Below are 17,994 nucleotides of genomic sequence, written 5' to 3'. Positions count from 1 at the left end.
TTTAATCTTGTCAGCTTTCAAAGGGTTAAGTTACAACTTTTCGAAAGCGTTCAGGAATATAAAATTTGAGTTCTTGTTTCCCTTTGCGCCCAAAGGGAAATGTTTTTAATCAATCTTAACCAAATAAAACAACTATGAAAAAACTCCTGACATTTCTAATCCTACTGGGATCCATTGGGTTCCTCGAGGCGGCTCCAATTAAAAAGCCCAAAAAAGATTTAACTGAAGAACAGCAGATTCTTCTGGAAAAAATGGAGAGCAGGATTGACGAGATCAAAGCAATGGATTTTAGTTCCATGAGCAAAGAAGAGATAAAGGAACTCAAAGCCGAAATGAAGGAAATGAAGAAAAAGGCCGACGGAAACGGTATCTACATTTCATTCGGGGCAATTGTGATTATCCTCCTTCTTTTGATTCTTTTGACTTAAAAATAAAGGGGTCTGAAGTTGACCCCTTTATTTTTTATTTTTCTGATTCATTTAGATAATTTTTAACCTGAAGGCTTCTCAGAAATATCAATATCAATGGAATTAGCCAGAGAAGTTCATTAAAAACCAGATAAAAAATACTCCTCTTATTCCAGCCTAGCTCCGGCGCAAAGCCCAAGGAAAACCAGATCGCTGAGATTATTTTTCCACCAATTCCTGCCAATATTAGCCACACCCAGCTTACTGGATAAAATGCTGAAACAAAAATCACCAAGCCCAGCACGATTCCAAAAATCCCAAATGCTGAATGAGGCATGGCCTCCAATTCAGGGCTTCCCAGGGACAGCCAGCGAAGCAATTCTTCCCCTGCATATCTATAGAATGCAGACCAACAAATCGTGTAAATCCCGGCCAATAAAAGTAAGCCCCGAAAATGCATGGGGAATACAGGAAAGCTTGGTCTTTGATCCATGAACGGTTTGATTTTTTTGGGCTAAATGAACACCTTCAGGCGAAGAATGTTTGGTTCTAATACAAAACTATCCAATGAAACGAAAACTCCACCACACCAAATGGCCTTTTCTTGCAGGAGGAGCCATTACCTTTCTGCTTTTGGGATTCAACCTTGGGAGAAATATGGGAGAAATAACTCCCGCTACCATTGATTCGGCTGCGGATCTGATAGGCTTGTCTTTCACCAACTCTGAGAAAGACAGTATGCTTACCAATCTCAGCAACCAAAGGACCAACCTGGAAAATCTCAGAAAAATCACCCTGGAAAACTCAGTGGCCCCGGCCTTGATTTTCAATCCACTTCCTCAGGGTTTTTTCCCAAATCAAACCCAAAAACCTCTGGATTGGGGCCTTCCCAATACGGTGGAATTGCCTTCCCAAGATCATGACATCGCCTATCTTCCTGTCCATCAATTGGCAGTTTTGATCCAATCCAAAAAATTGAGTTCGGAGCGATTGACCCAAATCTATCTGGACCGGATCAAGACTTATTCCGACACCTTGCAGTGCCTAATTACGCTTATGGAAGAGTCTGCCTTGCAAAAAGCCCGGCAAATGGATCAAGAGCTAGCCTCCGGAAAATACAGAGGCCCTTTGCATGGAATTCCCTATGGAATCAAAGATCTTCTGGCTGTACCCGGTACCAAAACAACTTGGGGAGCAATGCCCTACAAGGATCAAGTCATTGATGAAACAGCCACCGTGGTAGAAAAGCTGGAAGATGCAGGAGCAGTACTCGTTGGGAAATTTACTCTCGGGGCCTTGGCTATGGGAGACATTTGGTATGGTGGAGTGACCAAAAACCCTTGGAATCTGAAACAAGGTTCCAGTGGATCTTCAGCAGGTTCCGCCTCAGCAGTGAGTGCAGGATTGGTGCCTTTTGCTATCGGCACAGAAACCCTAGGCTCCATTGTGTCTCCCTCCACCCGTAATGGAGTAACAGGTCTCCGCCCAACTTTCGGGAGGGTGAGCAAACATGGAGCTATGGCCTTGAGCTGGTCCATGGATAAAATAGGCCCTATTTCCAGATCTGCTTTGGACAATGCAATCGTCCTTGCGACCATTCAAGGGATAGACCCAAAGGATCCTTCTACCATTCCCGCCGCTTTTAACTATTCTGCAAAAAACAATGTCAAAGCACTCAAAATCGGGTATTTCCAATCTTTCTTTGAAGGTGAACGCCCAGGAATTGAAAATGACAAGGCAGTCTTAGAGGTGTTGAGAAGCCAAGGAATCGAACTTCATCCTTTGGAATTAAAAACCTCAATCAATCCTGCCCCATTGGTGAGCATGCTCATGGTCGAGGGTGCCGCTGCATTTGATGAGTTGACACGACTAAACTTGGATGATCAGCTCGTCGCGCAGGGCAGAAATGCCTGGCCCAATTTATTTAGGTCGGCTAGATTTATACCTGCAGTAGAATATGTCCAGATGAGCCGTCAAAGAAGCCTCCTGATCCAAGAAATGTATCAGCTGATGAAAGACTATGATGTCATTGTCACTCCATCTTTTGCTGGGCAGCAGCTTCAAATCACCAACCTAACCGGTCATCCTGCACTTTGTCTTCCCAATGGATTTGGAAGTAACGGAAGCCCGACCTCCATTACTCTGCTAGGCAATCTTTTTGAAGAGGAAAAACTCATCATGCTGGGAAGGTTGATTCAGGAAAACACAGACTGGCAAGCTAAGCGCCCTCCGCTTTTCGACCGATAAAAAAATGCCCGGAAGATGATTTCGGGCATTTTTTCTTATTTCAAAATTCCTTGGATTTTGATATTGGTGGGATCCAAGAAGATCACCTTTTGGGTAGTCTCGATGGTATAATGATCCACCTTATTGGTCAGTTGACTCATGTAAAGCTCCCCAATGGTGGTGGTGGAATAAAACAGGTTTTCTTCCTTCATTTTAATAGTGATGGAAGAAGGATAACTCTGATGATATCTCACCACGATCTCCTTGACTTTTCCTTTGGCTTCAGGCAACAGCTTGTGCACTAGGTAGTCATACTTAGCATCGGTAGAGTAGGAAGTCGCCAAAGAAGGCAAGTTGATATCTGCCTGATAAAAAACCTCAAACTCTTCCTTGAAATCCTGCTGACTGTAAACGGTATCCACTATGGATTCTTTCCCATTGATCCGGGAGGTTTTAGTCACCAGCACGGAGTCCAGTTTGGAAATTTCCAAATTCATAAAGCTTTTCAGATCGAAGTAGGGGAGCTTTTCCATCTCCACTTTCTCCGATGAAGGAGCACAACTGAATCCTAAGCCTACAAATAGGGCAATTACTAGATATCTGTAAATTTTCATGGTTTAAATAAGGATATCCCCTGTCATTTCAGAAGGGGTCTCCACACCCATCAGTTTTAGAATAGTGGGTGCCAAATCTCCCAGTTTCCCGTTTCTGACAGGGATTTGGTCTTGAGCATCTACTAATATAAAAGGAACAAGATTGGTGGTATGGGCGGTGTTTGGTGTACCGTCCTCGTTGATCATCATGTCGGAATTACCATGGTCTGCAATCACGATGATCGTATAGTTATTTTCCAAAGCTGTGGAAATGACGCTTTTTGCGCAGGTATCCACTGCCTCACAAGCCTTAACAGCAGCATCAAAATCTCCGGTATGTCCCACCATGTCTGCATTTGCAAAATTCAGACATATGAAGTCCGCGCTCTTCTTTTTTAGCTCCGGGTTGATTTTGGATGCAATTTCGAAGGCACTCATCTCCGGCTTTAGGTCATAAGTAGCCACTTTCGGAGAAGGACACAGAATGCGGCTTTCTCCTTCAAATTCTTTCTCCCTGCCTCCTGAGAAAAAGAATGTCACATGAGGATATTTTTCGGTTTCAGCGATTCGGATTTGCTTTTTCCCAGCCTTCTCCAATACCTCCCCAAGTGTATTATTGAGATTGTCCTTATCAAATAATACCTGAACTCCCGTGAAGGTATCGTCATAGTTGGTAAAGGTGACGTAATCCAAGGCCAATTTCTTCATATTGTAATCCTCAAAGTCCTTTTGAGTCAAAACCTGAGTGATTTCCCGGCCTCGGTCGGTTCGGAAATTGAAACAGATCACTAAGTCACCTTCCTCAATCATAGCGAGAGGTTTGTTGTCCGCACCTACATGGATGATCGGTCGGATAAACTCATCTGTTACATTGTTATTGTAGGATTTTTTGATGGCCGCCAAAATATCCTTTGACTTTTCGCCTTCTCCATTTACCAAGGCATCATAAGCAAGCTTCACTCGCTCCCATCTGTTGTCCCGATCCATGGCGTAATATCTCCCCACTACGGAAGCAATTTGACCAGCCGAATGGGTCAGATGATTTTGAAGATCCTCCAAATATTTAATTCCGCCTTTTGGATCAGTATCCCTTCCATCCGTGAAAGCATGGATAAATACCTTTTCCATTCCGTGGAATTTGGCAGCATCGCAAAGTCCCTTTAAATGATCAATATGGGCGTGTACTCCCCCATCAGAAACCAATCCAATGAAGTGAATCTTTTTATTTCCAGCCTTGGCTTTGGAAAAGGCTGAAGCCAATACCGGATGGGAATTAAGCTCCCCTTGAGCTACTGCCTTGTTAATTTTTACTAAATCTTGATAGACCACACGGCCGGCTCCGATATTCATGTGACCGACCTCAGAATTACCCATTTGTCCTTCAGGAAGACCTACTGCCAAACCGGATGCCTCCAGAGTTGCATGGGGGTATTTGGTGTATAAGCTATCCACAAAAGGCGTCTTGGCTTTATCAATCGCAGAAACGGCCGGGTTGGTAGCAATACCCCAGCCATCCAAAATCATCAGTAAAACTTTCTTATCCATGCGGCAAATATATTACTTTTCAACCCAAAGTCCCCCAGCAAATATTTTTAGACATTGCTTGTCGCCTTCCTTTTGAGACCCCCAAAAATGAATCTCCGGTACATTTTTTTGGCTTGGATTTTGCCAATTATGGGCGATGTTGTTTTTAAATCTTTTTCTGTCTCTATGGATTTTCCTGACTCCTCTGCAAAAACCAGAGTTGGAAGTGCATACCATCGATCCCATTATCGCAGCCTTGGGCAATGGGTCAAGTAATGACCTTGCCAAATTTTTTGACAGTAGCATTTCCCTGAATATCAATGGACAGCAGGGGGATTACTCCAAGACACAGGCGGAATTGGTGCTGAGGGATTTCTTCAAGAAAAATCCGTCTCAGGGATTTTCCATCCTTTACCAAAATGAAAATCAGGGAAGCATCAGCACCTATATCGGGGAGTATTTAAGTTCTCCGGGAAATTTCAAAGTGTTCATCAAAGTATCCCAAACCCAAAGCGCTTACAAGATTTATAGTCTTGATTTTGTAAAAAACTAAGGGAAAAAGGCTCAAGAAGGGGGATTTGGCTATTTTTGCCTCATGAAGCCCGCCTACCTGACCCCAGAAGCCATCCATAATTTTATTCAATCCGCCCTTCAGGAAGACATAGGCCCGGGAGATTATTCTTCTTTGGCCTCAATTCCTTCGGATCAAAAGGGTCGGGCAAGGCTGCTGATCAAGGATGATGGGGTAATTGCCGGTCTGGAAATGGCTGAATTGATTTTTAAAGCGGTGGATCCAATTTTGGAAGTCGAGTTTTTTAAAAAAGACGGTGACCTTGTCAAAAAAGGAGATATAGGACTGCATGTCTATGGGCCCTCAGCTTCCATCCTTTCTGCAGAACGATTGGTGCTCAATTGCCTGCAGCGCATGAGCGGCATTGCGACCAAAACCCACCAGCTCACTCAATTAATCCTCCATACCAAAGCCCGTCTGATGGATACGCGGAAGACCACGCCAAATTTCCGATTGATGGAAAAATGGGCGGTGGCTATCGGCGGAGGGGTAAATCACCGCTTTGCACTTTACGACATGGTCATGCTCAAAGACAACCATGTGGATTTTGCCGGAGGGATACGTCCTGCTATCGAGAGAACCCGAAAGTATTTAAAGGAAAAGGGCCTAAATCTGAAAATTGAAGTGGAAACCCGGAATCTCGCAGAGGTACAAGAAGTCCTTGAGGTAGGAGAAATTGACTTCATCATGCTGGACAATATGGACTATGCCACGATGCGCGAAGCCGTAAAGATGATTGGAGGAAAATATTCAACCGAAGCCTCGGGGGGAATAACTGCAGAAACACTGGCCGACGTAGCTGAATGCGGGGTGGACTACATTTCCATGGGGGCGCTGACCTATTCTGTTCAGGCTTTGGACATGAGCCTAAAGGCCTTTTAAATCCAGAAATTCAACATTTCTCTTAATCCCGGAAAACTTTGTCCGCTTTACAGCCGACTTGGCAAAAACCCTTTTAAAAGTCTCCTCGGTCATCTCTTTCCATTCCCGCTTGGAGAATTGAGCCAATTCCTCGGAAGGTTGAAAAGCAGGTTCCTGATGCGGTCTCGAAAATCGGTTCCAAGGACACACATCTTGGCAGATATCGCAGCCAAAAACCCAATTTTCCATCTTCCCAGCAAATTCATCAGGAATCGCTTCTTTTAATTCGATGGTCAGATAAGAAATGCACCTCGATCCATCAATCACTTCCGGCTGCACAATGGCATCCGTCGGGCAGGCATCGATGCAGGCGGTGCAAGTCCCGCAATAGTCTTTCGCTAAAGGCGTGTCGGGTGTGACTTCCAGATCAATAATCAACTCCGCCAAAAAGAAGAAGCTCCCCATTTGCCGGTTCAGCAGCAGACTGTTTTTTCCGATCCAACCCAATCCGGCTCGTTGAGCCCATTGCCTCTCCATGATGGGAGCTGAATCCACAAAGGAACGCCCGTTGATTTCACCAATTTCTTCCCGAAGCACTTCCAAAAACTCGGTTAGTTTGGTCCGAATCACATCATGGTAATCTTCACCGTAGGCATATTTGGCCAGTTTGAGGTCTTCCGGCTGATTGGGAAGCTGCTTTTCGGGATAGTAGTTATAAATGAGAGAAACGACCGTTTTGGCTCCTTCCACAAGTTTGGTGGGGTCTAATCGTTTTTCGAAATGATTGGCCAAATAGGCCATTTTTCCCTGATAATTCCGATTAAGCCATTCTTCCAGTCTTGGGGCCTCAGATTCCAAAAATTCTGCTTTGGCAATTCCACAAAAGTCGAAACCCAGTCGCTTGGAGGTGGATTTGAGGATTTGGGCATGTTTTTCGGCGGAGCTCATAGGACTCGAAAAGTAGGTTAAATCATTTTAAAGCGAAAATTGAAAACTCGAAGAAAAAGACACGCATATTTAAATAACACACTTGCAATTTGGAATTCGAGCAAGACTCCGGCTTCTATTTGAAAACTGATTAGCATTCTTGCGAAATTCCATGAGGCCATAATAATTATAACATATGAAAACGAAGCTAACATTGACCATCAAAAAAGAAGTGGTGGAAAAAGCCAAAAGAAAGGCAGCAAGTCAGGGAATTTCTCTTTCCAAGATGATTGAGAATATCTTTGAAAAGGAAGAACCAGAATTGGAAAAAACTCCTGAACAACTCGCTGCTGCAAGATTTCTAGAAAGACTTAAGAATGAGACTCCAATCAAAGCATTGGATAAGTCTGATAAGGAGCTGGCTAGAGAGCATCGAGATAAAAAATATGTTTAGGATTTTTTTAGACACGAATGTTGCACTCGACTTGATTGCAAATCGGGAACCTTTTGTACAGGATTCCCTGCCTTTTCTTGAGCTTGTAAAAAAAGGTGAAGCCCGTCTTTTTATTTCTGAAGATTCAATTGGAACTATAGTTTACATGGCTGTTGACCGCTTAAAGCTGGTTAATGCAGAAGAAAAATTGATTCAATTTTTTGATTTTGGCAATATCATTACAGGAGGAAAGGAAGTGCTCTTGAATTCATTGAATTCAGATTTCAAGGATAAAGAGGATGCTATTCAATATTTTACAGCAATCGAAAATGATATGGATTTTTTCATTACCAGAGATAAAAACGGATTTAATACAGCTGATGGAAGAATTCCCATTCTGACCCCAAAAGAATTTTTTGAGAATTGATTTATCCTACTCCCTTCTTAAATCCTCCCGATCCTGATACCACTGTTCTTCAAAAGTCTCCTCGATTTCTACAGGCGCGGCCAATACTGCCCATACCATCCATAAAATCAAAAACGGAGCAGCCAAAAAAATCCCCCAGATCAAAACCTGGTCAATATTGAATTGAATTAAGGTGACAAACAAGATCAACACTCCCGTCACGATTCCTACTGCGCTATGATAGTTTTTCATGTTTTCCCCGGATTTTGTTCCAAATACTAAACTCAGTTGCCCCTCGCTTTGTTAACCTTTCAACGATTCCAGTTAATTTATTGCTAGATTCTGTATCACAGCCAATTACTATTGGTGTCTTGCTTCTAATGTCTAACATCTACTTATGAAAGGCTTTCGATTCACTCAATATATTCCTCCCCAAGACCCGGAGAAAAACACCTTTGAAAATCTGCTGAACATATTTCTTCAGCTGGTCACCATGACCGGCGGAGATGTAGCAGAGGCGCTGAGTTGGCTTACCAATTTGGACAAGCGCTACAACCTCACCAATCCCAACTACGGCATTGGTGACTTTATCGAGGACCTCAAAACCAAGGGCTACCTAACCGAGGAAAACCAAAAAGGGGAATTTAAAATCACCGGAAAAGCAGAGCAAACCATCCGTAAATCAGCACTGGAAGAAATCTTCGGCAAACTCAAGCGGGGAAAGTCAGGTCAGCACAAAACCACCCATTCCGGCCAAGGAGAAGAGCGTGGCACCGATCGCAGAGCTTATGAATTTGGAGATAATTTGGATCAAATTGCTCTTACCGATTCGCTAAGAAATGCCCAAGCCAATCATGGGCTTTCCGGAGATTACCTGCTGACAGAAGACGATCTGGAAGTAGTGGAGACTGAGTTCCGGTCCCAAACCTCCACCGTATTGATGATCGATATTTCTCATTCAATGATTTTGTATGGGGAGGACAGGATAACGCCTGCAAAAAAAGTGGCCATGGCTTTGGCCGAACTGATCAAAACCCGATACCCCAAGGATACTCTGGATATCATTGTCTTTGGAAATGATGCCTGGCAGATCGAAATCAAAGATTTACCCTACCTCCAAGTCGGGCCTTACCATACCAACACCGTGGCAGGTTTGGAACTCGCTATGGATCTGCTCCGACGCAGAAAGAATCCCAATAAACAGATCTTTATGATCACTGACGGAAAGCCCACTTGTCTCAAAGTCGGGATCAAGTACTACAAAAATGCCTTTGGCATAGACAGCAAAATCCTTTCAGAAACACTTAAGCTAGCTGCCCAATGCCGAAAATTGAAAATCCCCGTAACGACCTTTATGATCGCCTCGGACCCCTATCTTAAGGAATTTGTCAAAGAGTTTACCAAAGTCAACAACGGAAATGCCTACTACAGCAGCCTGAAGGGACTTGGCGATCTCATTTTTGAAGATTATAGACGCAACCGAACCAAACGATTCTAAACCACATGGACTACCAAACACTCTCTGGATCCCAACGCTTACAAATCAAAACCTTAGGCCAACTCAAAGCAGCCGGCTATCAGCCCAAATCCATCAAAGAAGAACTCCGTGACAACTTGATTCTGAAGATCAAGCGGAAGGAAAATGTTTTCGAGGGAATTTGGGGCTATGAGGATACCGTCATTCCTGACATCGAGCGGGCGATACTTTCCAGACACAACATCAACTTGCTTGGGCTTCGCGGGCAGGCAAAAACCCGGATTGCAAGGATGATGACCCAGCTTTTGGATGAATATGTCCCCGTAGTGTTTGGCTCTGAACTTAATGACGACCCACTTCATCCAATTTCCTCATTTTCCAAAAATCTAATCGAAGAAAAAGGAGATGATGCACCAATCTCTTGGCTACACAGAAATGATCGCTATGCGGAAAAACTGGCCACACCTGACGTCTCTGTAGCTGACCTTATCGGAGATGTGGACCCAATCAAAGCCGCAACCATGAAACTCAGCTATAACGACGAGCGGGTGATTCATTATGGCTTGGTACCACGCTCTCACCGGTGCATTTTCGTGATCAACGAGTTGCCGGACTTACAGGCCAGAATCCAGGTGGCCTTGTTCAATATCCTCCAAGAAGGAGATATTCAGATTCGCGGTTTCAAATTAAGATTGCCACTGGACATTCAGTTTGTCTTTACTGCCAATCCAGAGGATTATACCAATCGGGGAAGTATCGTCACTCCCCTCAAAGACCGAATCGAAAGCCAAATCATCACCCACTACCCCAAGTCCATCGAAATCGGCAAAAAGATCACCGCCCAAGAAGCAAATTTGGCAGGAAAGCCGGTGGAAAATATCCACGTTCCAGAACTGATGAAGGACCTTATCGAGCAAATTGCCGTGGAAGCAAGGGGTTCAGAATTTGTGGACGAAAAAAGTGGGGTCTCTGCCCGTTTGACTATTTCAGCCTATGAAAACCTGATTTCTGCTGCAGAAAGAAGACTTTATCTCAATGGAGAAAGCAATACGGTCGTCCGAATTGCAGATTTGATTGGGGTGATTCCAGCGATTACCGGTAAAGTCGAACTGGTCTATGAAGGAGAACAGGAAGGCGCAGGTTTGGTTGCATACAATTTGATTGGAAAAGCGATAAGAAGCCAGTTTGTGAATTATTTTCCATCTCCAGAACAAAAGAAAAAAGACAAGAATGGCAATCCCTATGTGATTCCATTGGCTTGGTTTGGAGAAGGAAACGAACTGGATATCTTGGCTTCCCAGTCAGATAAGGAATACAAAACACTTCTCCACTCAGTCCCAGGACTTGAGGAAGTAGTCACGCAGATGGTGAAGACTCTCCCGGAAAAGGAAAAAGAATTCTTCATGGAGTTTGCCCTTCATGGCCTTGCCGAATATTCCCAATTAAGCAAAAAGCTACTTGACACCGGACTTCAATTCAAAGATCTTTTTAGCTCCATGTTTGATATGGGGGCAGGGGATGAAGACGATTTTGAGGAAGATGACGATAATTAAAAGAAGGGGCGAAAGCCTCTTTTTTTTTAAATTGAGCATTGAAACGAGTTAAATATGACCATTGCAGAGAAAAAAATAAATCTAATCTCCTAGCTGTTCAATCTTCAGGATGAAGATATTTTGAATCAATTCGAGTCTAATCCAAAGAAAGCAGTTCAGAGTAACTATCATTAGTCAATCTTTCCAGTGACCATGGAGGAATTTGAAAATCGAGTGGCTGAAGCGGAGGAAGATTTTAAATAAGGTCGATATATTTTCTAGGAAGAACTCAAAAACGAATTAAAGCAGGCAGAACTCTATGAAAATTTTTTGGTCAGAATTGGCCTATTAGAACTGATAACACAAATGGGAATAAACATTGAAAAACAAGTTGAATATTAGATTACTGGAGCTTCTGAAGATCTAGAAGTTGCTGAAATTCTGATCGAGGAACGCAGATTTCTACATGGTTTATTCTTTTGTCATTTGGTTATCGAGAAAGCAATCAAAGCGCATGTGGTCAAAGTCACTGGAGAATTAGCTCCCAAATCCCACAACTTGATTTATCTTTCTGAAAAATCTGAACTATTACTTAAGGATGAAACCTTGGAGTTTTTCGGCGTGTTGATGAAATATCAATTGGAAGGAAGATACCCGGGATATCAACCGTTTATTCCCGAATATCGAGTGGTTCAAGACTATTTGAGAGAAACTAAAATGCAATTATCATGGCTCAAGGAGAGGTTATCCAACTACTGAAAAAATACATTGAAATTCTTCGCGCCGAGGGAATTTCAGTCAGTAAAGCTTTCTTGTACGGAAGCTATGGAGATAATTCTGCCACTGAAGAAAGCGATATTGATGTTTTGTTAGTTTCGGACGGATTTGAGGAATCCAATGATAGATTGGTAGGAAAAGTTTGGAGGTTGACCAGCAAAGTCAATTCTAGAATTGAGCCCATTATCATTGGGACCAAAAATTATGAGAATTCGGAAGGTTCTTCTTTGATTTCAAAAATTAAAGAAACAGGAATTCAAATAGCCTAATACCGACGGCTGCCGTGAACCTAAATCAAAATCAATACAATCCCCACCAAGGCCGGCAAGCCCTGCACATAGAATATTTTTTTACTCGCTGTAATTGCCCCAAAAATCCCTGCAATCAAGACGCAGGTCAGAAAAAACAAGGCTACTTTATCCGCCCAGACCGGGTCAGTAATAATCAAGGACCAAACCAAACCCGCTACCAGAAATCCATTATACAAGCCCTGATTTGCGGCCATTACCTTCGTTTTGGGGAAAATATCTTTAGGCATCTGCCGAAAAATCTTCCTCCCTGTAGTCTCCCAGGCAAACATCTCAAACCATAAAAAATACAAATGCAATGCGGCTATCAGCCCAATGAGGAGGTTAGTAAGGAGTTCCATAGTTGTATGAGTTCAGGATTAATTTACACATTTTTAAAGTGTTCATTGATCAATCTCAGTTATCAGAAAATCTACCAATTTGGACTGAAATCTGATCACTATCTTTGACCCATGTCAGCTATCCAACTTCCCAAGGACTTCGAATCCCAGATGCAAATCCTATTGGGAAAGAAAGAATACGAGCTTTTTTTAAATGCCATCGATAAGCCTGCCCGAACTTCCATTCGGCTAAACACCTCAAAACCTTTCAAACTCAATTGGTCTGCCAGTCAGATTCCATGGACAGTTACTGGCTATTTTTTGGAAGAAAGGCCAAGCTTTACCCTTGATCCCATTTTTCATGCAGGTGGCTACTACGTCCAGGAAGCCTCCTCCATGTTTATCGATCACATTCTAAAAAGCCTGGAAATTCCCAAAGGCATATACTTGGATCTGGCAGCTGCTCCCGGAGGAAAAAGCACACTTTTGTCCACCTATTTAGGAAATGAAGGCCTTCTGGTGGCCAATGAGGTAATTCAATCCAGAGCCCAGATTCTCAAAGAAAATGTCATCAAATGGGGTCTGGGAAATACCTTAGTCACCAATAATGACCCCGATCATTTTTACCCATTGGAGGGTTTCTTTGATTTGGTGTTAGTAGACGCTCCATGCTCCGGAGAGGGCATGTTCCGAAAAGACCCACAAGCCCGGGAAGAATGGTCTGTGGACCACGTGACGCTTTGCGCTTCACGGCAAAAACGGATTATGGATCAAGCCGGGGCATTGGTCAAAGGAGGGGGATACCTGATTTATTCTACCTGTACTTTCAACGAACAGGAAAATGAAGACATGATCCGATTTCTCACCGATGAATTTGCCTTCGAGCCGGTTCGGATTGCCCTCGAAGAATCCTGGGGAATTGTGGAATCCAGTGTGCAAACAGAGGACGGAAAATTTTATGGCTATCGATTTTTCCCACATTTGGTAGAAGGAGAGGGTTTTTTCATCACTATTCTGAAAAGACCAGACACCGCCTCAAGCCAGGAACCTGGCAGAATCAAGGATTTCAAACATGCTGTTTTGAAATCTGTCAGTGAAAAAGACGCAGAGGCTCTGGAATTAGAATTGGGATTCGACGGGTCAGGAAAATACTACACCCTAAACGACTCCTATTTCCGGATTCAAAGGGAATTTTATCGCTATTTTGAAAAGCTCAGCCAAGTGCTTAGCCTTCGCTATTTTGGGGTCGAGCTGGGCAAAAAGCAAAAAAACGAATGGATTCCAAGTCATGAATGGGCATTGTCGAATTTGCCTAAAACCCAATTTTCAAGCCTCGAACTGACACAAAGCCAAGCCTTGGAGTTTTTGAGAAAAAATGATTTCCAGATCGAAGACATCCCTCTCGGCTGGGTTTTGATCAAGTATCAGGGATTACCATTAGGCTGGATAAAGAATCTTGGCAACCGAATCAACAATTACTATCCCAAGGAATGGAGAATTCGGATTTAAGTTTCATTCTTTAATAAATTCAAACCTAGCCCATCTTTCCCGATATCTCAGGTCATTTCCTGCACCTAAAAAAGGAGGCAAATAGGTTAGTTTTTCCAATCGGACTTCGTGGATTCCAGGACTTAAATGGCCTATTGGTAATTGCCCTAATAATGCTCTCTGACCAGTATGTCCTGCCTGTACTTGTGACCAATCTTTTAATTGGAAAAGGGAATCATTCAAGTAAATTCTAAACTGATCCTGATAGGATTCTACTTTTTCATATGGAATACTGTCTTTAGGCAAGAGACTATTGATTTGAGCAATGGAATTTTGTTCCCTCCGATAAAGTGGTAAAAAGATTTCCAACACACTTTCATTAACTCTTTTGGTGGGTGTCCAGACCCGTGGAAATCGTTTTTTTTCAGAATTATACTCTTCAAAATACTCCCGGTCATTCGGCCAGTCAAAATCCTCCTGGTCTAAATTAACTTGGATTTGATAAGATGAAAATCCACTCAAATCTTGAGTAATAAAAGGTGCCGAGATCAAAACCAACAAGAGGGAAAATATAACAAATGCCCATTTTCCAAGATTGCTTTGGTACACCGCACCGATAGTGCCACTCATGCTGCTGCCAACTTTGTTCTTAATTCTAGAGTTTTTCCCGACAAATGACGCTATGGTGAAAAAAATGATAGAAACCATAAAGACCAAATAGACGACCTGAAAGTCTAAATTGAATACCAAATAAATCCCTATGAGTAAGATTAAGTACACAGTAATACTAAATATTGGAACCGCAAGAGATATTGGAAAACCATAGAGCATACTGCACCATCGCTCTAGCTTTAGAAGGTAAATATTGGGGTGGGGATACTCTACGGTCTGGGAATACTTAAATAGCTTTTCCTTGATTACACCATCCGGAAATGCATAGGTAATTCCCAGCATTCCTGCCCAAATAAATCTCATAACCAGATGTATGACCAGAAATATCTTAAAAACAGTGATTATCAACGAAAAATACACCAAGATCAGTTGAGCCGGAATTTGCTCCAATCCATAATCCTGAATCAAAACCACAGAAACTTCAAATAATCTGGACGGTATAATAAATAATACTGCAAGAGAAATACCTGAAATAATGACTTCCGGTTCCCAACTATTTCTTTGCAAATGTTCTAGCCAAGTTATTTCACTTTGTTTTTCCATATTCGGATTAAACTATTTTCTTAAATAATTTTTTTAGTTAAAAAACTCGGGAAGTCACCGCTTTTATTTGAGAAAGGTTATCTCAAGCCCCAGTTTTTTGTTAGATTCTATCTTAATATCCAATAAATATTCTGCAGATTCATGGAAGAACATCATAAAGAATCTGAAATTTCAGAAAGTAAGAAAGCGAAAAAAAGAATTCAATTAGAACGAGCAAGGGCCGCATTTGAGCGACTCCAGCTGGCTTGGATCAGAACTTCTTTTACCATATTAGCTTTTGGAGTGGTGGTCTATGAGTTCTTTTTCAACCGTGTAGCAACCAAGAAATCACCTTTATTTGAAACTTTTACCGGGCGGGAACTTGCTTTGGTGCTCTATATTCTATCCTTCATCATGCTGTCTCTTTCCCTTTTTCAGCATATGAAAAGCATGAGAACCCTGAAAGAAAGCTATCCCGATTCCAGATATTCTGTGGCCGCCCTGCTGTCAATTCTTTTGTTAGTTTTGGCACTGTCCTTGGTCGGCCTTATTCTATTCAAAGCCTAAGCGATTCAGTTTTTCCCCTTCAGCCATTCCAATACCTTCTGTTTGGGTAAGGCCTCCACGGTTCTTCCATCTTTTCCTGTCATGGTTTCAGCTGCAAATAAGGAGTTGATGATCGCTTCCTCCGTAGCCTCAATGACTGCCAAAAATAAAGCCGTCATATCCTCATTTCCCAGAAATTCAGCTTTCAAAAGTTTTTGGGAAGGATTTGAATAAGGGACTCTTAATCCCTCATTCGTAGAAAAAGCTATAACATAATCTCCAGAACCATTAGAAGCAATCCCTCCCGTCTTGGCTAAACCCATCATGGCGCGCTGGGCCATGCGTTCCAGATTTCTTTCCAACACCGGAGCATCTGTTGCTACAACGATCATGCAACTTCCGTCGGATTTTTCCAGAGCATCTTTGAATGGATACTTCCCCAGTTTTTCGCCCACAGGGATTCCTGCTATCTGAAGATTACCTCCAAAATTGGTCTGTACTAACACTCCTACGGTATAGCCGCCGAGACTTTCAGGCAATTTTCTGGAGGAAGTTCCTATTCCGCCTTTCCAGCCAAAACACACCGTACCTGTTCCTGCACCCACATTGCCTTCCTCAACAGTCCCCGATTTTGCGGATTCTATAGCTCTTATGACTTCTTTGGGTGAAATGTGCATCCCACGAATGTCATGCAGATAGCCATCGTTGGTCTCCCCTACGACCGCATTTACAGATTGAACAGATTCATTTCCGGGTTGATGGAGCGAGTAGCGTACCACCCCTTCAATTCCTGCCGCTACACTCAAAGTGCTGGTCAAAACAATGGGAGACTCGATATTTCCCAGTTCCTGGATTTGGGTGACTCCTGCCAATTTGCCGAATCCGTTCCCCACAAAAATTGCCGCAGGCACTTTCTCCTGAAATAGATTTCCTCCATGGGGAAGGATCGCCGTCACCCCGGTGCGTATGCTTTCGCCTTCGATTTTAGTCAGCTGACCTACTTTCACCCCTGGCACATCTGTAATGGCGTTGAGTTGACCAGCTGGCAAAATTCCGAATGGAACTCCCAGCTCCCTTGGGCGGGATTGGGAATAGCTTTGGTGCATCAAAAAAATGATCAGGAAAAGGAAATAAAAGTTTTTCATGGAATTAGGGGAAATACCGGTAGATCTCTTTTCGATGTAATATCCGGACAAAAATCAAAACCTCCCCGTCCAACTCCAATCCGAGACGAAAATCCCCAAGGCGGATCCTATAAAAATGATTACTTCCGGACAATTTCTTTAATTGAGGCAGTTCCGAAAGCTGATTTGCCAATTGAGCCTTTTCTATAATCTCAATTAACTTCTGATTGAGGTCCTTGTCCTTAATTTTTTTCCAATCTTTTTGAAAAGTTTTATCGATCAGAATTTTCATTTTTCAGTTCATTTAAAAAATCTTCAGAGGAAATGTAGTTCTTGGATTTTCCTGTTTTAATGGCATTTGACAAGGAAATATCCTCCAAAACCTCCTCATTGATCACAGAAAATTCTATTCCTAGTTTTTGGGCAAACTCTTTTATAAGATTAATTTGTTCTTCCGTTTGGCTTTTTAATAGGATCGCTTCCATGACTTTTTTCTTTAAATATATTCAAAATCAAAACTTGAATTCAAGAGCAACAGTTCAACAAACTTAATCTCTTAAAAGTAAAGTTTCCTTATCTTAACCTACCGATCAATTTACTGCCATAGAAATGCTCAAAAAACAACGATACGAAGCTTTTATTCAACATTTCTCAGAAAATATGCCTGTAGCCGAGACTGAATTGGAATACGAAAATCCTTTCCAGCTTTTGGTCGCAGTGGTACTTTCTGCTCAGTGTACAGACAAGCGGGTGAATATCGTAACCCGTGAATTGTTCAAGCATTTCCCTACACCAGAACATTTGGCGGCCACTCATTTTGATGAGCTTTTTCCTTACATCCGGTCTATTTCTTACCCAAACAATAAAACCAAACACCTCATCGGCCTTGGAAAAATGCTCATGGAAGACTTCGGAGGAGAGGTTCCCTCCACGGTGGAAGAGTTGGTAAAACTTCCAGGAGTGGGGAGAAAAACCGCCAATGTTATCACCTCAGTCGTGTGGAATCAGCCGAACATGGCTGTGGATACCCATGTGTTTCGCGTGTCCAGAAGATTGGGACTTGTGCCTATGACTGCCAAAACTCCATTTGAAGTAGAAAAGCAATTGGTCAAGCACATTCCTAAGCAATATATCCATGTAGCACACCATTGGCTGATTTTGCATGGACGTTACGTTTGTCTGGCCCGGAGGCCAAAGTGTGAGGAATGCACGATCACACATTTTTGTAAGTATTTTGAGAAAAACCATGGCAAGGCCATTACGAAGGAAATCGAATAATC

23 protein-coding genes are annotated in these 17,994 nt (G+C 42.6%); 13 read left to right on the top strand and 10 right to left on the bottom strand.

Annotated elements, in window-relative coordinates; all coding sequences use genetic code 11:
- Positions 1-134: 134 nt before the first annotated feature.
- A complete protein-coding gene (locus G458_RS0114825; protein WP_026952580.1) occupies positions 135-428 on the top strand; it encodes a hypothetical protein in 294 nt (97 codons plus the stop codon).
- A 34-nt stretch (positions 429-462) separates the two neighbouring features.
- On the opposite strand, the gene G458_RS0114820 is transcribed toward G458_RS0114825, so the two are convergent.
- Positions 463-900, bottom strand: coding sequence for a hypothetical protein (locus tag G458_RS0114820; protein WP_026952579.1), 438 nt, complete (start codon positions 898-900; stop codon positions 463-465).
- A gap of 74 nt (positions 901-974) precedes the next feature.
- Here G458_RS0114820 and G458_RS0114815 point away from each other — a divergent pair, with 74 nt between their 5' ends.
- A complete protein-coding gene (locus G458_RS0114815) occupies positions 975-2,654 on the top strand; it encodes an amidase (protein ID WP_157359814.1) in 1,680 nt (559 codons plus the stop codon).
- Between the two features lie 35 nt (positions 2,655-2,689).
- Here the strand turns inward: G458_RS0114815 and G458_RS0114810 are convergent, their stop codons facing one another.
- Positions 2,690-3,247 (bottom strand): hypothetical protein, encoded by a 558-nt coding sequence (locus tag G458_RS0114810; protein WP_026952577.1) that lies wholly within the window; start codon positions 3,245-3,247, stop codon positions 2,690-2,692.
- A 3-nt stretch (positions 3,248-3,250) separates the two neighbouring features.
- Positions 3,251-4,771 carry a 2,3-bisphosphoglycerate-independent phosphoglycerate mutase gene (gene gpmI / locus G458_RS0114805; protein ID WP_026952576.1) on the bottom strand — a complete coding sequence of 507 codons (1,521 nt, stop codon included), beginning with the start codon at positions 4,769-4,771 and terminating at the stop codon, positions 3,251-3,253.
- Between the two features lie 136 nt (positions 4,772-4,907).
- Between gpmI and G458_RS0114800 the strand changes: the two genes are divergently transcribed.
- Both G458_RS0114800 and nadC read left to right on the top strand, forming a co-directional pair.
- Entirely contained in the window at positions 4,908-5,303 is a 396-nt protein-coding gene (locus G458_RS0114800; RefSeq protein WP_026952575.1) for a DUF4783 domain-containing protein, read from the top strand.
- 42 nt (positions 5,304-5,345) lie between these two features.
- Positions 5,346-6,203 carry a carboxylating nicotinate-nucleotide diphosphorylase gene (gene nadC / locus G458_RS0114795; RefSeq protein ID WP_026952574.1) on the top strand — a complete coding sequence of 286 codons (858 nt, stop codon included), beginning with the start codon at positions 5,346-5,348 and terminating at the stop codon, positions 6,201-6,203.
- On the opposite strand, the gene queG is transcribed toward nadC, so the two are convergent.
- Positions 6,189-7,130 carry a tRNA epoxyqueuosine(34) reductase QueG gene (gene queG / locus G458_RS0114790; protein WP_026952573.1) on the bottom strand — a complete coding sequence of 314 codons (942 nt, stop codon included), beginning with the start codon at positions 7,128-7,130 and terminating at the stop codon, positions 6,189-6,191. The two genes, nadC and queG, sit on opposite strands and share 15 nt — an antisense overlap.
- 175 nt (positions 7,131-7,305) lie before the next feature.
- Here queG and G458_RS20985 point away from each other — a divergent pair, with 175 nt between their 5' ends.
- Both G458_RS20985 and G458_RS20980 read left to right on the top strand, forming a co-directional pair.
- The gene (locus G458_RS20985) at positions 7,306-7,563 is read left to right on the top strand and encodes a DUF6364 family protein (protein ID WP_051287353.1); all 258 of its coding nucleotides are present in this window, start codon (positions 7,306-7,308) and stop codon (positions 7,561-7,563) included.
- Positions 7,556-7,969, top strand: a complete 414-nt coding sequence (locus tag G458_RS20980) for a type II toxin-antitoxin system VapC family toxin (protein ID WP_035468312.1) — start codon at positions 7,556-7,558, stop codon at positions 7,967-7,969. Before G458_RS20985 ends, G458_RS20980 begins: the two co-directional genes overlap by 8 nt.
- Positions 7,970-7,975: 6 nt before the next feature.
- On the opposite strand, the gene G458_RS0114775 is transcribed toward G458_RS20980, so the two are convergent.
- Entirely contained in the window at positions 7,976-8,200 is a 225-nt protein-coding gene (locus G458_RS0114775; RefSeq protein WP_026952572.1) for a hypothetical protein, read from the bottom strand.
- A 145-nt stretch (positions 8,201-8,345) separates the two neighbouring features.
- Here G458_RS0114775 and G458_RS0114770 point away from each other — a divergent pair, with 145 nt between their 5' ends.
- From G458_RS0114770 to G458_RS20975, 4 genes are all read left to right on the top strand, one after another.
- Positions 8,346-9,446, top strand: a complete 1,101-nt coding sequence (locus tag G458_RS0114770; RefSeq protein WP_026952571.1) for a vWA domain-containing protein — start codon at positions 8,346-8,348, stop codon at positions 9,444-9,446.
- Positions 9,447-9,451: 5 nt separating this feature from the next.
- Positions 9,452-10,978: a P-loop NTPase family protein gene (locus tag G458_RS0114765; RefSeq protein WP_026952570.1), complete on the top strand. Its 1,527-nt coding sequence runs from the start codon at positions 9,452-9,454 to the stop codon at positions 10,976-10,978.
- Between the two features lie 381 nt (positions 10,979-11,359).
- A complete protein-coding gene (locus G458_RS0114760) occupies positions 11,360-11,716 on the top strand; it encodes a HEPN domain-containing protein (protein ID WP_084438882.1) in 357 nt (118 codons plus the stop codon).
- The gene (locus tag G458_RS20975; protein ID WP_035468308.1) at positions 11,686-12,003 is read left to right on the top strand and encodes a nucleotidyltransferase domain-containing protein; all 318 of its coding nucleotides are present in this window, start codon (positions 11,686-11,688) and stop codon (positions 12,001-12,003) included. The genes G458_RS0114760 and G458_RS20975 overlap by 31 nt, the downstream gene beginning before the upstream one ends.
- Before the next feature lie 20 nt (positions 12,004-12,023).
- Here G458_RS20975 and G458_RS0114750 read toward each other — a convergent pair whose 3' ends face one another.
- Positions 12,024-12,383 carry a DUF1304 domain-containing protein gene (locus G458_RS0114750; RefSeq protein WP_026952568.1) on the bottom strand — a complete coding sequence of 120 codons (360 nt, stop codon included), beginning with the start codon at positions 12,381-12,383 and terminating at the stop codon, positions 12,024-12,026.
- A gap of 111 nt (positions 12,384-12,494) precedes the next feature.
- Between G458_RS0114750 and G458_RS0114745 the strand changes: the two genes are divergently transcribed.
- The gene (locus G458_RS0114745; protein ID WP_026952567.1) at positions 12,495-13,871 is read left to right on the top strand and encodes a methyltransferase RsmF C-terminal domain-like protein; all 1,377 of its coding nucleotides are present in this window, start codon (positions 12,495-12,497) and stop codon (positions 13,869-13,871) included.
- A 3-nt stretch (positions 13,872-13,874) separates the two neighbouring features.
- On the opposite strand, the gene G458_RS0114740 is transcribed toward G458_RS0114745, so the two are convergent.
- The gene (locus tag G458_RS0114740; RefSeq protein ID WP_026952566.1) at positions 13,875-15,065 is read right to left on the bottom strand and encodes a hypothetical protein; all 1,191 of its coding nucleotides are present in this window, start codon (positions 15,063-15,065) and stop codon (positions 13,875-13,877) included.
- 141 nt (positions 15,066-15,206) lie between these two features.
- Between G458_RS0114740 and G458_RS0114735 the strand changes: the two genes are divergently transcribed.
- A complete protein-coding gene (locus G458_RS0114735) occupies positions 15,207-15,611 on the top strand; it encodes a DUF202 domain-containing protein (protein ID WP_026952565.1) in 405 nt (134 codons plus the stop codon).
- Between the two features lie 5 nt (positions 15,612-15,616).
- Here the strand turns inward: G458_RS0114735 and G458_RS0114730 are convergent, their stop codons facing one another.
- The 3 genes from G458_RS0114730 to G458_RS0114720 are packed head-to-tail and all read right to left on the bottom strand — an operon-like array spanning position 15,617 to position 17,199.
- Entirely contained in the window at positions 15,617-16,735 is a 1,119-nt protein-coding gene (locus tag G458_RS0114730) for a DmpA family aminopeptidase (RefSeq protein ID WP_026952564.1), read from the bottom strand.
- A gap of 4 nt (positions 16,736-16,739) precedes the next feature.
- Complete coding sequence (locus G458_RS0114725) at positions 16,740-17,006, bottom strand: type II toxin-antitoxin system RelE family toxin (RefSeq protein WP_026952563.1); 267 nt, start codon at positions 17,004-17,006, stop codon at positions 16,740-16,742.
- Entirely contained in the window at positions 16,987-17,199 is a 213-nt protein-coding gene (locus tag G458_RS0114720) for a hypothetical protein (protein ID WP_026952562.1), read from the bottom strand. The genes G458_RS0114725 and G458_RS0114720 overlap by 20 nt, the downstream gene beginning before the upstream one ends.
- Positions 17,200-17,323: 124 nt before the next feature.
- Between G458_RS0114720 and nth the strand changes: the two genes are divergently transcribed.
- The gene (nth, locus tag G458_RS0114715; RefSeq protein ID WP_026952561.1) at positions 17,324-17,992 is read left to right on the top strand and encodes an endonuclease III; all 669 of its coding nucleotides are present in this window, start codon (positions 17,324-17,326) and stop codon (positions 17,990-17,992) included.
- Positions 17,993-17,994: the final 2 nt, after the last annotated feature.

Origin of the sequence: Algoriphagus mannitolivorans DSM 15301, assembly GCF_000429425.1 — a bacterium.
Classification (GTDB): Bacteria; Bacteroidota; Bacteroidia; order Cytophagales; family Cyclobacteriaceae; genus Algoriphagus; species Algoriphagus mannitolivorans.
The sequence above is the reverse complement of the archived record's forward strand: the minus strand, read 5'-3'. Positions and strand labels throughout refer to the sequence as shown.